Annotated in this window: 12 protein-coding genes and 1 other RNA gene; 10 read left to right on the top strand and 3 right to left on the bottom strand. The window is 41.1% G+C overall.

Annotated features, from left to right (window positions below; translation table 11 throughout):
* The first annotated feature begins 117 nt into the window (after nucleotides 1-117).
* From ppiD to KZ793_RS04085, 3 genes are all read left to right on the top strand, one after another.
* Entirely contained in the window at nucleotides 118-1989 is a 1872-nt protein-coding gene (ppiD, locus tag KZ793_RS04095; RefSeq protein WP_225813747.1) for a peptidylprolyl isomerase, read from the top strand.
* A 150-nt stretch (nucleotides 1990-2139) separates the two neighbouring features.
* Complete coding sequence (locus KZ793_RS04090; protein ID WP_225813745.1) at nucleotides 2140-2514, top strand: ComEA family DNA-binding protein; 375 nt, start codon at nucleotides 2140-2142, stop codon at nucleotides 2512-2514.
* Between the two features lie 154 nt (nucleotides 2515-2668).
* Nucleotides 2669-3076, top strand: coding sequence for an acyl-CoA thioesterase (locus KZ793_RS04085; protein ID WP_118985102.1), 408 nt, complete (start codon nucleotides 2669-2671; stop codon nucleotides 3074-3076).
* Nucleotides 3077-3104: 28 nt separating this feature from the next.
* Here the strand turns inward: KZ793_RS04085 and queC are convergent, their stop codons facing one another.
* Both queC and KZ793_RS04075 read right to left on the bottom strand, forming a co-directional pair.
* Nucleotides 3105-3803 (bottom strand): 7-cyano-7-deazaguanine synthase QueC, encoded by a 699-nt coding sequence (queC, locus tag KZ793_RS04080; protein ID WP_225813743.1) that lies wholly within the window; start codon nucleotides 3801-3803, stop codon nucleotides 3105-3107.
* A 32-nt stretch (nucleotides 3804-3835) separates the two neighbouring features.
* Nucleotides 3836-4888, bottom strand: a complete 1053-nt coding sequence (locus tag KZ793_RS04075) for a PLP-dependent cysteine synthase family protein (RefSeq protein WP_225813741.1) — start codon at nucleotides 4886-4888, stop codon at nucleotides 3836-3838.
* 127 nt (nucleotides 4889-5015) lie between these two features.
* On the opposite strand from KZ793_RS04075, the gene KZ793_RS04070 reads away from it, so the two are divergent.
* The 5 genes from KZ793_RS04070 (at nucleotide 5016) to amtB (ending at nucleotide 10934) form a co-directional block, all read left to right on the top strand.
* Complete coding sequence (locus tag KZ793_RS04070; RefSeq protein WP_113024566.1) at nucleotides 5016-5477, top strand: Lrp/AsnC family transcriptional regulator; 462 nt, start codon at nucleotides 5016-5018, stop codon at nucleotides 5475-5477.
* A gap of 86 nt (nucleotides 5478-5563) precedes the next feature.
* Entirely contained in the window at nucleotides 5564-7333 is a 1770-nt protein-coding gene (locus KZ793_RS04065; RefSeq protein ID WP_225813740.1) for a SmdA family multidrug ABC transporter permease/ATP-binding protein, read from the top strand.
* Nucleotides 7326-9110 (top strand): SmdB family multidrug efflux ABC transporter permease/ATP-binding protein, encoded by a 1785-nt coding sequence (locus KZ793_RS04060; protein WP_225813738.1) that lies wholly within the window; start codon nucleotides 7326-7328, stop codon nucleotides 9108-9110. Before KZ793_RS04065 ends, KZ793_RS04060 begins: the two co-directional genes overlap by 8 nt.
* A gap of 179 nt (nucleotides 9111-9289) precedes the next feature.
* On the top strand, nucleotides 9290-9628 hold the full coding sequence (glnK, locus tag KZ793_RS04055; RefSeq protein WP_225813735.1) for a P-II family nitrogen regulator: 339 nt from the start codon (nucleotides 9290-9292) through the stop codon (nucleotides 9626-9628).
* A 22-nt stretch (nucleotides 9629-9650) separates the two neighbouring features.
* Complete coding sequence (gene amtB / locus KZ793_RS04050; protein WP_225813853.1) at nucleotides 9651-10934, top strand: ammonium transporter AmtB; 1284 nt, start codon at nucleotides 9651-9653, stop codon at nucleotides 10932-10934.
* A 76-nt stretch (nucleotides 10935-11010) separates the two neighbouring features.
* Here the strand turns inward: amtB and tesB are convergent, their stop codons facing one another.
* Entirely contained in the window at nucleotides 11011-11874 is an 864-nt protein-coding gene (gene tesB, locus KZ793_RS04045; RefSeq protein ID WP_225813734.1) for an acyl-CoA thioesterase II, read from the bottom strand.
* Between the two features lie 250 nt (nucleotides 11875-12124).
* Here tesB and KZ793_RS04040 point away from each other — a divergent pair, with 250 nt between their 5' ends.
* Nucleotides 12125-12571, top strand: coding sequence for a YbaY family lipoprotein (locus KZ793_RS04040; protein WP_225813733.1), 447 nt, complete (start codon nucleotides 12125-12127; stop codon nucleotides 12569-12571).
* Nucleotides 12572-12704: 133 nt separating this feature from the next.
* Nucleotides 12705-12801: signal recognition particle sRNA small type (gene ffs, locus KZ793_RS04035), an RNA gene on the top strand.
* Nucleotides 12802-12878: the final 77 nt, after the last annotated feature.

The following is a 12878-nucleotide window of genomic DNA, read 5'->3' as shown; positions in this document are numbered from 1 at the left end:
GGTTTGGTAAGTTAAAATAGAAGCGCATCAATTGATTGGTGCGCTTTTTTTCTCTTAGCGCTTGAATTAGCGTAATATGGCGTTTTCAATTTCACCAAAGCGGAGTTTTGCCTCTTTATGATGGACAACCTACGCACGGCGGCAAACAGTCCTGTGCTTAAAATCGTGCTGGCTCTCATTATCCTGTCTTTTGTTTTGACGGGGGTTGGGGGCTACCTGACAAGTGGAGCTGGTAGTTATGCTGCCGAAGTGAATGGCCAGACTATCAGTCGTGCTCAATTGGAGCAGGCGTTTCAGCAAGAGAGAAACGCATTGCAAGATCAATTGGGAGATAAATTCTCGGTGTTGGCAAGTGACGAACAAAGCATGAAGCAGATTCGTAATCAGGCTTTGGATCGTCTAATTAATAATGCATTGATTGATCAATATTCCCGTGAATTAGGTTTATCTGCTAGCGATGAGCAAGTTAAGGATTCTATCCGAAATACTTCTTACTTTCAGACAAACGGTAAATTTGATAATAACAAATATCTGGAGTTGCTCGACCGTTTCAATATGAGTCCGGATATTTTTGCTGAACAAACACGCCAGAATTTAGTTAATCAACAATTAATTATGGCTTTTTCTGGTAATGAAATAGCATTGCCTCGTGAGGTGAAACTCAATGCTGAATTGCTTCTTCAACAGAGAACTGCCCGTATGGCTACGCTGGAGATGAAGAAAATTCAGGCGCAGCAGGAAGCAATAGATAAAGATCTGCAAGATTACTATAATCTGAATAAGAACAGCTTTATTGCTCCTGAAGAAGTAAAAGTCAGCTATATCAAGATGGACGCTGTAGATGAAATGAATAAAGTTTCAGCTACATCTTCTGATGTTGATGCTTATTATGAGCATAATTTGAAGCGTTATACTCAACCAGAGCAGAAAAAATACAGTCTGATTCAGCTTGCAACTGAATCTGAAGCTGGAACAGTGCTTGATGAGCTAAATAAGGGTGCTGATTTTGGTAAATTAGCGACTAAAAAATCTACGGATAAGCTTTCAGCGAAAAATCATGGTGAGATCGGCTGGATGGAAGAGGAAGCTCTTCCTGAAGAGTTGAAACAAGTTAATTTGAAAGAAAAAGGCCAAATTTCTTCTGTGATCAAGGTACCTAATGGCTTCGCTATTTTCCATTTGGATGATGTTAAACCTCAAATAATTAAGCCCTTATCTGAAGTTCGCTCTGAAATTGAGAAAATGGTTACGCAGGAAAAAGCAGTAGATGCTTTCTATGCTCTGCAACAGAAGGTCAGTGATGCTGCTACCAGCGATAATGAATCTTTAGCTGCGGCTGAGGAAGTTTCAGGTATTAAGGTTGTGACGACTGATTGGTTTGATCGCAATAGTGTGCCGGCAGAGATTAATTTTGGTGCCGTCATCCATGCCATTTTTGAAGGTAATCTTGTTGATGGGCAGGGGTCAACAGGAACTAACTCTGATGTTATCTCCGTTGAAGGTGATCGTGCATTTGTTCTGCGTGTAGATAATTATAAGCCAGAAACAGTACAGCCCTTTGAAAAAGTTAAAGAGCAAGTTACTGAGCTGGTTAAACGTCAGAAAGCTGAAAAATATCTTCAAGTCGAAAGTGAGAAATTACTGGCCGCCTTAAAAGAAGGTAAAGGTGAGCAAGCCTTGAAAGATGTAGGTATTCAATTTGGTGAATCTCAGGTTATTCAGCGTACATCTCAGGATAATGTGTTAGTTGGTGCAGTATTCGCTTTACCACTGCCAAAAGAAGGTAAGGCAGAATATGGTTTGACGAAAAACAGTTTGGATGACGTTGTACTGATCCAACTAGATAAAGTTACTCCAGGTGTTGTACCTGAAGAACAAATTAAAAGCATGACTGATGGCTATCAGAGTGAAATGGGTAACGCTATGCTGGAGTCTTTACTGATTAGTCTGCGTGAAAAAGCCAAAATTAAGTTAGGCCATACCGAATAAAAATTTGCGGAGAGTATCGCAAATATCTTTGTAATTATCTTGTCAATAAAGGCCGCTTTCGCGGCCTTTCGCATATCTGATCTTCGGCCATTGTGCTCAAATTTATCTGTGGCAATCTTTTTTCCGTTCATAAAACATGGAGGAATTAATATGAAAAAATCGGGAATTTTATCTGTTTTGCTCGCTAGCTTGCTTTATGCGTGTGGAGGGCAATTCGCGATTGCCGCCGAGCAAGTAAAAGATAAAGTAGCTAAAGCAGCCAGTACTACCAGTCATTCTTCATCAGAAAAGCAATTACAACAGCAGGACGCTTTGAAAGTAGAAGAAAAGGGAAAGGTGAATATTAATACTGCAAGTGCCGAAGAGTTAGCAAGAGCATTAAATGGTATTGGGGTAAAAAAAGCACAAGGAATTATTGAATATCGAGAAAAACATGGTTCGTTTACTGCGGTAGAACAATTACAGGAGGTTCAGGGAATAGGGCCAGTTTTTATTGAACGAAACAGAGGTAAGTTGAGTTACTAGTATAGTATCTATCATCCTCATTCATGATTTTTTTGTGAATGGGGATGTTGTGATCAAGGTTGCAAATAAATCACTTTAATTAGTGTGAATTTTTTGTTTTGCTATTGTGAAATCAACCTGGTCAGATGAGTGACTTTAACATTAAGGCAATATTATGAGTTCAATTATAAAAGTTCATGGTTATCATATAGATTTGTTTCAACATGTGAACAATGCTCGCTATTTGGAATTTCTGGAAAGTGCTCGGTGGGAATGGTTACATAAGCATTCTGTAGTGGAATGGATACAGAAAAACAATGTTGGGTTTGCAGTGGTCAACATCAATATTAATTATCGCAGTTCAGCAATTCTTGGCGATGAATTGGAAGTGGATTGCCGATTGACGGAGCTGAGAAACAGAAGTGGTGTATTTTCTCAGGAAATCATACGTAGAAGGAACAATCAACTCATTGCAGATGCTAAGACTACGTTTGTCTGGATTGATAGAAAAACACAAAGAGCATTGTCTATTGAAGGTGAATTACGTGAAATAATGGGAGCTTTGGTGAAAACAGGACAATGAGAGGGGAAGGCTCTCATTGCCATTTGGATTAAACTAAATGTGTTTTTGCTTTCATTTCAGTCATTATTTTCTCCGGAGCATTCAGATATTGTTCCAGTCCGTTAGCTCTGAGATGACAAGCTGCACATGTACCACACCCATTACCTTGAATGCCGTTGTAGCAAGTTAGTGTCTGACTACGAACAAAGTCTAAATGCTGGTAGTAGTCGGACAATGCCCAAGTTTCAGCTTTGTTGAGCCACATCAATGGAGTTTCAAAACGGATATTACGGGCAATGCCAAGGCTTACAGCTTTGTTCAGTGCCTTGACAAATTCATCACGGCAATCAGGGTAACCGGAGAAATCAGTTTCGCATACGCCAGTAATAACTGCTTCGGCTTCAACTTGGTAAGCATATATAGCAGCCAGTGTCAGGAATAAAATATTGCGGCCAGGGACAAATGTACTGGGTATGGCACTTTTTTCACTTTCATTGTAGTCGGGAATAGGGATGTTATCACGAGTCAGACTGCTGAGAGCCAGTTCATTAAGTAATGTGACATCCAGTACTTTATGTGCAACAACACCAAGAAAATGGCTGACATTACGTGCAACATCAATTTCGGCACGATGGCGCTGGCCATAATCAAAAGTGACACAATGTACTTCGTCATATTGATTAATTGCCTGAATCAGGCAGGTAGTGGAATCTTGCCCCCCACTGAATACAACAACAGCTCGTCTCATTGTAACATCCTCATTGGAATAAAATGGTTATGTTACTTATAACTACGGAAATTGGGTAGTTGTTTGAGATAAGGTGAGATATCGCCGATGTTATTTTTTACCCAATCTGGATTGTAATAAGTATCGAGATAACGTTCACCACTGTCGCACAGTAAAGTTACTATTGCACCTTGTTCTCCACGCTCATGCATTTGGTTAGCAAGCAGAAGAGCTCCCCAGACATTAGTCCCCGTAGAGGCGCCAACTTTTCTGCCTAGTAATTTTTCCAACCAGTAAATTGTTGCAATGCTGGCGCAATCGGGTATTTGGATCATGTCATCAATAACTGAGGGAATAAAAGAAGGCTCTGCTCGAGGGCGGCCAATACCCTCAATCTTACTGCTATAATTGCCACGAATATCACAGCAATTTTGACGGTAGTAGTCATAAAATATAGAGTTTTCTGGATCGACAACAATCAGTTTAGTGTTATGCCCTTGGTAACGGATATAGCGTCCTAAAGTTGCAGAAGTTCCCCCAGTACCAGCGCTCATAACGATATAATCTGGTTCAGGAAATGGCTCCATTTGCATCTGGCGAAAAATACTTTCAGCAATATTATTGTTGCCTCGCCAGTCTGTTGCTCGTTCGGCGTAAGTAAATTGATCCATATAATGACCATTTAGTTCTTTCGCTAGTCGTTCTGACTCGTCATAAATTTGTGCTGAATGGTTAACAAAATGGCATTTACCACCATAAAATTCAATTTCCTGAATTTTACGTTTCGCAGTGTATGAGGGCATAACAGCAATAAAAGGTAACCCAAGCAAGCGGGCAAAATAGGCTTCGGATACAGCAGTACTACCCGATGAGGATTCAATAACCGGAGTACCTTCCTTTATCCAGCCATTACTAAGTGAATAAAGGAATAAAGAACGAGCAAGCCTGTGTTTCAGACTACCGGTTGGATGGGTGCTTTCATCTTTTAGATATAAATGGATACCTGGAAAAACTGGCAAATTAAGGCGGATAAGATGAGTGTCAGAGCTGCGTTGATGGTCTGTTTGAATCTCTCTGATTGCCTTGGTGGTCCAACTGTGTGACATTAATTATTAACTCTATAATTTAAAAATAATTGGCAGCGGGTAGATTAACTTGATACTGGGAGAAATAGATTGTTATTTTTCTTAATATGTGGTTTCTTTATGGAAAAATTTTCTATAAGAGGTAGCTATGTTGGATAAAACAGACCGCAAGTTGCTTAAGTTACTACAGAAAGATTGTAGTCTGTCTCTGAATGCATTGGCGGAAGCTGTTAATCTTACCTCTACTCCTTGTTGGAAACGGCTAAAACGACTTGAAGATGAAGGCTATATCGTTGGCAAAGTTGCTTTGCTTGATAGCGAAAAATTAGGATTAGGGCTGACAGTGATTGTTATGATCAGAACTCAGCAGCATAGCAGTGGTTGGTATGAGCAATTTGTTGCATTTATAAAGCAAATGCCAGAAGTCCTAGCTTTTTATCGTATGGCTGGTGAGTGTGATTATTTAATGCACGTAGAAGTTGTGGATATGAAAAGTTATGATCTTTTCTACAAGCGTATGGTTAATGGTGTTCCGGGGTTGATTGATGTGACATCGAGTTTTGCAATGGAAAAAATCAAATACACTACAGCATTACCGATACCAGATTAACCAATTATTAATTCATTGCGTTAATTCAATTATTCTGAGTGTCGTTCAACATTTCTACTATCTATTTCATTTCGGGATATACACGTGTGAGATTGTTTTCTCAATTAAGTTGGTACTTCCGTAGCGAGTGGCGTCGCTATCTTGGGGCTGTGACTCTGCTTATTATTATCTCTATTCTACTACTAATTCCTCCATATCTGGTGGGTGTAATCGTTGATGGGATCAGTACTGCGTCTATGTCATTTTACCAGTTGATGGTGTGGATTGGTGTTATGCTGGTTATCGCATTGATTGTCTATATCTTGCGTTATATATGGCGTTTATGGTTGTTTGGGGCGTCATATCAATTAGCAGTTAAATTACGGAATAATTTTTACCAGCAACTTAGCCGACAAAACCCTGAGTTTTATTTGCGTCACCGCACAGGGGATTTAATGGCTCGTGCTACTAATGACGTGGATCGTGTGGTATTTGCTGCGGGTGAAGGTGTACTTACGTTAGTTGATTCTCTAGTTATGGGCTGTGCAGTGCTAATTATGATGAGCATACAAATTAGTTGGCAATTAACTTTACTGTCTCTGTTACCTATGCCGATTATGGCAATCATTATTAAACGATATGGTGATCAACTTCATCGTCGCTTCAAATCTGCACAAGGCGCATTTTCTGCTCTGAATAACCAGGCTCAAGAAAGTCTGACAAGTATTCGTATGATTAAGGCGTTTGGCCTTGAAGAGCTGCAATCAAATCAGTTTGAACAAGTTGCAGTGGAAGCCGGTCGTAAGAATATGTATGTTGCTAGAGTGGATGCTCGATTTGATCCGACAATTTTTATTGCTATCGGTATGTCAAATTTACTGGCTATCGGTGGTGGTAGTTGGATGGTGTTGAATGGTGTTTTAACACTTGGTGAGCTCACTAGTTTTGTGATGTACCTTGGCTTGATGATTTGGCCAATGTTGGCGCTGGCATGGATGTTTAATATCGTTGAACGGGGAAGTGCCGCTTATAGTCGTATCCGTAGCTTGTTGCAGGAGCCTCCAGTCATTAAGGACGGTATTGACCATTTATTGCCTGAGCGCGGTATTCTGGATGTGAATATCAAAGTGTTTAACTATCCGCAAAGTAACAAAATTGTTCTCAGTCAAATTAATTTCCAGTTATTACCTGGACAGTTATTAGGGATCTGTGGTCCAACAGGTTCAGGTAAGAGCACACTACTTGCGCTGATACAGAGACAGTTTGATGTGACTGGTGGAGAAATTTTTTTCCAGTCGCTCAAAATTGCGGATATCAGGTTAGATGAATGGCGAGCACGATTTGCTGTTGTCAATCAAATTCCCTTTTTATTTTCAGATACCGTTGCCAGGAATATCGCTTTGGGGCGTCCTGATGCAACACAGGAACAGATTGAAGAAGTTGCCTGCCTTGCCAATGTCCATGAAGATATTCTTCGTTTGCCTGATGGGTATCAGACAGAAGTAGGCGAGCGTGGGGTAATGCTTTCTGGTGGGCAGAAGCAGCGTATTTCCATTGCAAGAGCATTACTTTTAGATGCCGAGATTCTGATTCTGGATGACGCTTTATCTGCGGTTGATGGGCAAACCGAATACAATATCCTACAAAACCTCAGTCAGTGGAGGCAACAACGGACGGTTATTATTAGTGCCCACCGCCTGTCTGCATTAACTGATGCGGATAATATCCTAGTGATGCAGCAAGGTTCTATTATACATCAGGGACGGCATCCGCAGCTGGCAGAGCAGCCGGGATGGTATCGTGATATGTATTATTATCAGCAACTTGAAGCAGAATTGGATGACGAGGAAACAGCAGAAGGAGATAAAGATGACTAAAGTTCGTCAATTGTGGCCGTCTCTGAAGCGTCTGCTGGTTTATGGAAAAAATTATCGTAAGCCGTTGGGGTTGGCTGTACTCATGTTATGGGGGGCTGCAATTGCGGAAGTCAGTGGTCCGGTTCTCGTTAGCTACTTTATCGATAATATGGTTGCAACGGGTAATATGCCTACTAGAGTGGTTATCGGGCTAGCTATAACCTTTATTGTTCTGCAACTGATTACGGCTGCGTTACACTATTTTCAGGCTTTATTGTTCAATCAAGTGTCAGTCGATGTGGTTCAGCAGCTTCGTACTGATGTGATGAATGCAGCATTGCGCCAGCCTCTGAGTGCTTTTGATAATCAACCGGTAGGGCAGTTGATTTCCCGTGTAACGAATGATACCGAAGTCATTAAAGATCTTTATGTTAATGTAGTTCCTGCGGTATTTCGCAGCATGGCATTGATTGGTGCGATGCTGATTGCCATGTTTATGTTGGAATGGCGCATGGCATTGATTGCAATTCTTATTTTTCCTGTCGTATTGATTGTTATGGCAATATATCAGCATTTTAGTACACCAATTGTCCGCCGGGTACGTAGTTATTTGGCTAATATTAATGATGAGTTTAACGAAGTCATTAATGGAATGAGTGTTGTTCAGCAGTTCCGGCAGCAGGCGCGTTTTGGTGAACGTATGTTGTTAACCAATCGGGCTCATTATCAGGCGAGAATGCAAGCGTTGAGATTAGATGGGCTTTTGTTACGCCCATTACTGAGTTTTCTATCTGCTATGGCATTGTGCGGTCTTATCGTGTTGTTTGGAATTAGTGGGCCAGGGGCGATTGGTATCGGGGTATTGTATGCTTTTATTAATTATTTGGGGCGGTTGAATGAACCTCTTATTGAGCTGACATCTCAGCAATCGATTTTGCAACAAGCTGTCGTTTCTGGCGAGAGAATATTTGAATTAATGGATAGCCCTCAACAAGGTTATGGCATGGATAGTCAGCCACTGTCTAGTGGTCGAATTGATATAGAAAATGTCAGTTTTTCCTACCGACATGGAAAAATAGTTTTGCAAGATATTAATTTACAGGTTCCGGCTCATGGTTTTGTTGCTTTGGTTGGTCATACCGGCAGTGGTAAAAGTACGCTGGCAAATTTGCTGATGGGGTATTACCCGTGGCAGAAAGGGGAAATTTATCTTGATGGCCGGCCTGTATCATCCCTGTCTCATTCGGTATTACGCAATGGTGTGGCAATAGTTCAGCAGGACCCAGTTGTTCTTGCGGACTCTTTCTTTGACAATATTACGCTTGGTCGGAATATTTCAGAAGAGAAGGTTTGGCAAGTACTGGAAACTGTTCAATTGGCTGAGTTAGTACGTACATTGCCTGATGGACTTCATACTATCTTGGGAGAGCAGGGTAATACGTTGTCAGCCGGTCAAAAACAATTGCTTGCTATGGCGAGAGTGTTAGTGCAAACGCCACAAATTTTGATCCTTGATGAAGCGACTGCAAATATTGATTCTGGTACGGAACAGGCGGTACAACAGGCTTTGAGATTGATTCGTCAACAAACAACATTGATCGTGATTGCTCATCGTCTGTCTACCATTGTAGAGGCTGATACTATTCTGGTGCTGCATCGTGGTGCAGTAGTTGAACAGGGATGTCATCAACAATTATTTGCGAGTCGTGGACGTTACTATCAGATGTATCAGTTACAACAAGTCGGTGAGACATTAAATGAATGTGGCACAATCTCTGAGAAAGAGGTGCTAATTTAGTTAAGTTTGCACTGATTCGGTGCACTCACGGGAGAGTATATTCGCTGCTCTCCTCCCTTCTTATTCTCCATAATTTTTACTCTCTTTATTATTATTTGATTTTTATATGTTTTTAGTTTCTGGCACACCCCTTGCTATTTCCTTATTGAAAACATAATAGCCGGATGGAAGGGGGATATATGAAGCTCATTACGACAATTATAAAGCCATTCAAATTGGAGGATATTCGGGAAGTTCTCTCTGGTCTTGGTGTTCAGGGGTTGACCATAACAGAGGTAAAAGGATTTGGGCGTCAGAAAGGACATGCGGAGCTTTATCGTGGAGCTGAATATAGTGTCAATTTTTTACCTAAAATAAAGATAGAGATTGCTGTAGCAGATGAATTGGTTGAGGAGGTAATTCATGCTATTCAGCAATCAGCTTTCACTGGAAAAGTTGGCGATGGTAAAATCTTTGTCATCGAATTACAACAGGCTATTCGTATTAGAACAGGAGAAAATAACGATGCGGCACTGTAACTCACTGATAGAGAAGATAGATATGAAAAGGCAATTCTCAGTGGCTGCCGGTGTTGTGGCCGGTTGTGTACCATCATTATCTCAGGCAGCGGAAGGCGCGGCTGATAAAGCTGATAATGCTTTTATGATGATTTGTACAGTCCTTGTTCTATTTATGACCATTCCGGGAATTGCTCTGTTTTATGGTGGATTGCTACGGAGTAAAAACGTTTTATCGTTAATGGCTCAGGTCATGGTGAGCTTTGCTTTAGTCTGTGTATTGTGGGTGATTTACGGTTACAGCTTGGCTTTTGAACCAGGGAATGGTTTTTTCGGTGGTTTTAGTCAAATGATGCTAAAGAATTTGGCATTCACTGATTTAAGTGGCAATTTTTATCAGCTAATTCATGTGGCATTTCAGGGCTCTTTCGCTTGTATCACAGTTGCTTTGATTATTGGTGCGTTAGGAGAGCGTATTCGTTTTCCGGCTTTGTTAATTTTTAGTGTGCTGTGGTTGACATTTTCTTACCTGCCTATGGCGCACATGGTTTGGGGTGGTGGTGTGCTTTCACAGGATGGAGCATTGGATTTTGCTGGTGGTACGGTTGTCCATATTAATGCTGCTGTAGCTGGATTGGTTGGTGCTTACTTACTGGGAAAACGTACTGGTTTTGGGAAAGAAGCATTTAAACCACATAATTTGCCGATGGTCTTCACTGGTACTGCTGTGCTCTATATTGGTTGGTTTGGTTTTAATGCTGGCTCTGCTAGTGCTGCTAATGAGATAGCCGCTCTGGCATTTTTAAATACCATTGTGGCGACTGCTGCCGCTATCCTGTCATGGGTTTTTGCAGAATGGCTTTTCCGTAATAAACCGTCTCTTTTAGGGGCATGTTCAGGCTGTATTGCTGGGCTGGTTGGTATTACACCTGCGGCGGGAATGGTTGGTATTGGTGGTGCATTAATCATTGGTCTGATCGCGGGTTTTACCGGACTTTGGGGGGTGGTGGCCTTAAAACGGTGGTTACGTGTTGACGATGTGTGTGATGTATTCGGTATACACGGCGTATGTGGGATCGTGGGCTGCCTCCTAACAGGGGTTTTTACGGCTAAATCTTTGGGAGGGACCGGCCATGCAGAGGGTATAACCATGTTGGAACAAGTTGGTATTCAGGCTTTTAGTATACTGGTTTGTGTGATTTGGTCAGTCGTTGTTGCCTTTATTGCTTTTAAAATAGCAGATCTGTTGGTAGGGCTGCGAGTTACGGTTGAAATTGAAAGGGAAGGGTTGGATATTAATTCTCACGGAGAGAGTGCTTATAATTAAGTTGTTATATAAAATGGCAGCAATAAGACCATAAAGTGTGATGTTGGTTTCTTAGTTTGCTGCCTTATTCATTTATCTATCTATTGCGTTTCCTAATCAGACCTTCCTGTACAGTGGAAGCAACAAGTATCCCTTCACGATTATAAATCTGTCCCCGAACAAAACCACGGGCACCGGAAGCTGACGGACTATCTACAGCATATAGCAGCCAGTCGTCTAGTCTAAACGGGCGGTGGAACCACATAGAATGGTCAATTGTTGCTATCTGAATATTTTTCTCAAGGAACCCGACACCATGTGGCTGTAATGCTGTTGGCAGAAAGTTAAAATCGGAGGCATAGCCAAGTAGATATTGATGAATAAAAGGGTCATCAGGTATATCTCCGTTACTGCGGAACCAAACATAGCGTACAGGTTCTTCTGGTGAGCAATTGAATGGACTGTGATATTTTACGGGCCTCATTTCTAGCGGGCAGGGGAAGAGAAGAATATTCTGCATTTTCTGTGGCAGTAGATGAGACATTTTTTTTACGATTTCGTTTTGAGGGATAAGTTCTTCTGGATAGGGTACATCCGGCATTATATTTTGGTGTTCAAAACTTTCTTCGTGACTTTGAAATGAGGCAGTCATATAAAAGATAGGCTTACCATTCTGAATCGCACTAACTCGCCGGGCACTAAAACTTCCTCCATCACGCAAAATCTCAACATCATAGACGATAGGTTTGTGACTGTCACCGGGACGTAAGAAATAGCTATGGAAAGAGTTGCCCATTCGGTCATCGACAACGGTTTGTTTGGCAGCATACAGTGCCTGACCAATCACTTGTCCTCCGAAAACCTGAGGAAAACCGAGATCTTCGCTTTGCCCTCGGTAAATACCTTCCTCAATTTTTTCCAATTTCATCAAATTTATCAGATTCTGTAATGACTTACTCATAATACGCCTTTGTTTTCTATTAGGTTATCGAGAGTACAAGGGATGATTATTGTCTCATTAATAAATGATTAATAAATAACTAAATTGTAAATGTTTTAAGTCCTGACAGTAGTGCAATAAAGAATATGAGATTTATTGGCGTTTTATGTTCAAATTTTTAATCTATAATTCAAATGATTTAGATTTAATGATTTGATATTTCAATTTATTTTAATATTTATATAGATTAGTTAATAATGGAGGAATGTGTATGAAATTATGGCAGCTCCCCGCTGGCGTATTACTAGCGGTTGCTTTGGTCGGGTGTAATGCCACAGGTGCTGAGGTGGTAGATACCCAGGTGGAAAAGATTGAAAATCCAATGAAACGGTCTTTTGTTGAAGGCAATATTAATATACTACAGCGTATCGCATTGCCAGCAGATGCTGTTCTGACGGTGGCCTTATCTGATGTATCTTTGGCTGATGCGCCTTCAGTTACTTTGTCTCAGAAGGTAGAGCGTTTAGGTGGGAAACAATCACCTTTCCATTTTGTTTTGCCTTATCAGACAAACAAAATTAAGCCGAATGCACGCATTGTTGTCAGAGCTTCTGTTTCGTTGCATAGCCGCTTGATGTTTGTTACAGATACAGCATATGAAGTGATTAATAATGGGAAGACTAAAGATGTCGAAATTACGTTGAAAGCCGTTAGATAATACATTTCCTTATTGTATTGATTTGCAATGTGCAATAAATCAGCATTCGGGCCTGCTTGTCTTGCTATTTAAGTAGGTATGAATGATAATGGCGCCGCTTTGAAGTTAAAGCAACACGTCGCAATGGGGGCTCTGTTGGTTCTCCCGCAACGCTAACTTGTTAACTTGGTCAGGTCCGGAAGGAAGCAGCCATAGCAGGGGATGTGTGTGCCGGGATGTCGCTGGCAGAGCCCTCGCCAATTTCATTGGTAACCTAATAAGCCGATAGCACTTTACCGGCTCGGATCACTTTCTATCTGATAAAGAC

Source organism: Photorhabdus antumapuensis (assembly GCF_020387775.1).
Taxonomy (GTDB): domain Bacteria; phylum Pseudomonadota; class Gammaproteobacteria; order Enterobacterales; family Enterobacteriaceae; genus Photorhabdus; species Photorhabdus antumapuensis.
Note: the sequence above shows the minus strand (reverse complement) of the source record. Positions and strands in the feature narration are given on the sequence as shown.

Coding starts and splice junctions, on each gene's coding strand:
- KZ793_RS04040 (WP_225813733.1), top strand. CDS start 12,125: ATGAAATTATGGCAGCTCCCCGCTGGCGTATTACTAGCGGTTGCTTTG.
- ppiD (WP_225813747.1), top strand. CDS start 118: ATGATGGACAACCTACGCACGGCGGCAAACAGTCCTGTGCTTAAAATC.
- amtB (WP_225813853.1), top strand. CDS start 9,651: ATGAAAAGGCAATTCTCAGTGGCTGCCGGTGTTGTGGCCGGTTGTGTA.
- KZ793_RS04060 (WP_225813738.1), top strand. CDS start 7,326: ATGACTAAAGTTCGTCAATTGTGGCCGTCTCTGAAGCGTCTGCTGGTT.
- KZ793_RS04090 (WP_225813745.1), top strand. CDS start 2,140: ATGAAAAAATCGGGAATTTTATCTGTTTTGCTCGCTAGCTTGCTTTAT.
- tesB (WP_225813734.1), bottom strand. CDS start 11,874: ATGAGTAAGTCATTACAGAATCTGATAAATTTGATGAAATTGGAAAAA.
- KZ793_RS04085 (WP_118985102.1), top strand. CDS start 2,669: ATGAGTTCAATTATAAAAGTTCATGGTTATCATATAGATTTGTTTCAA.
- glnK (WP_225813735.1), top strand. CDS start 9,290: ATGAAGCTCATTACGACAATTATAAAGCCATTCAAATTGGAGGATATT.
- KZ793_RS04070 (WP_113024566.1), top strand. CDS start 5,016: ATGTTGGATAAAACAGACCGCAAGTTGCTTAAGTTACTACAGAAAGAT.
- KZ793_RS04075 (WP_225813741.1), bottom strand. CDS start 4,888: ATGTCACACAGTTGGACCACCAAGGCAATCAGAGAGATTCAAACAGAC.
- queC (WP_225813743.1), bottom strand. CDS start 3,803: ATGAGACGAGCTGTTGTTGTATTCAGTGGGGGGCAAGATTCCACTACC.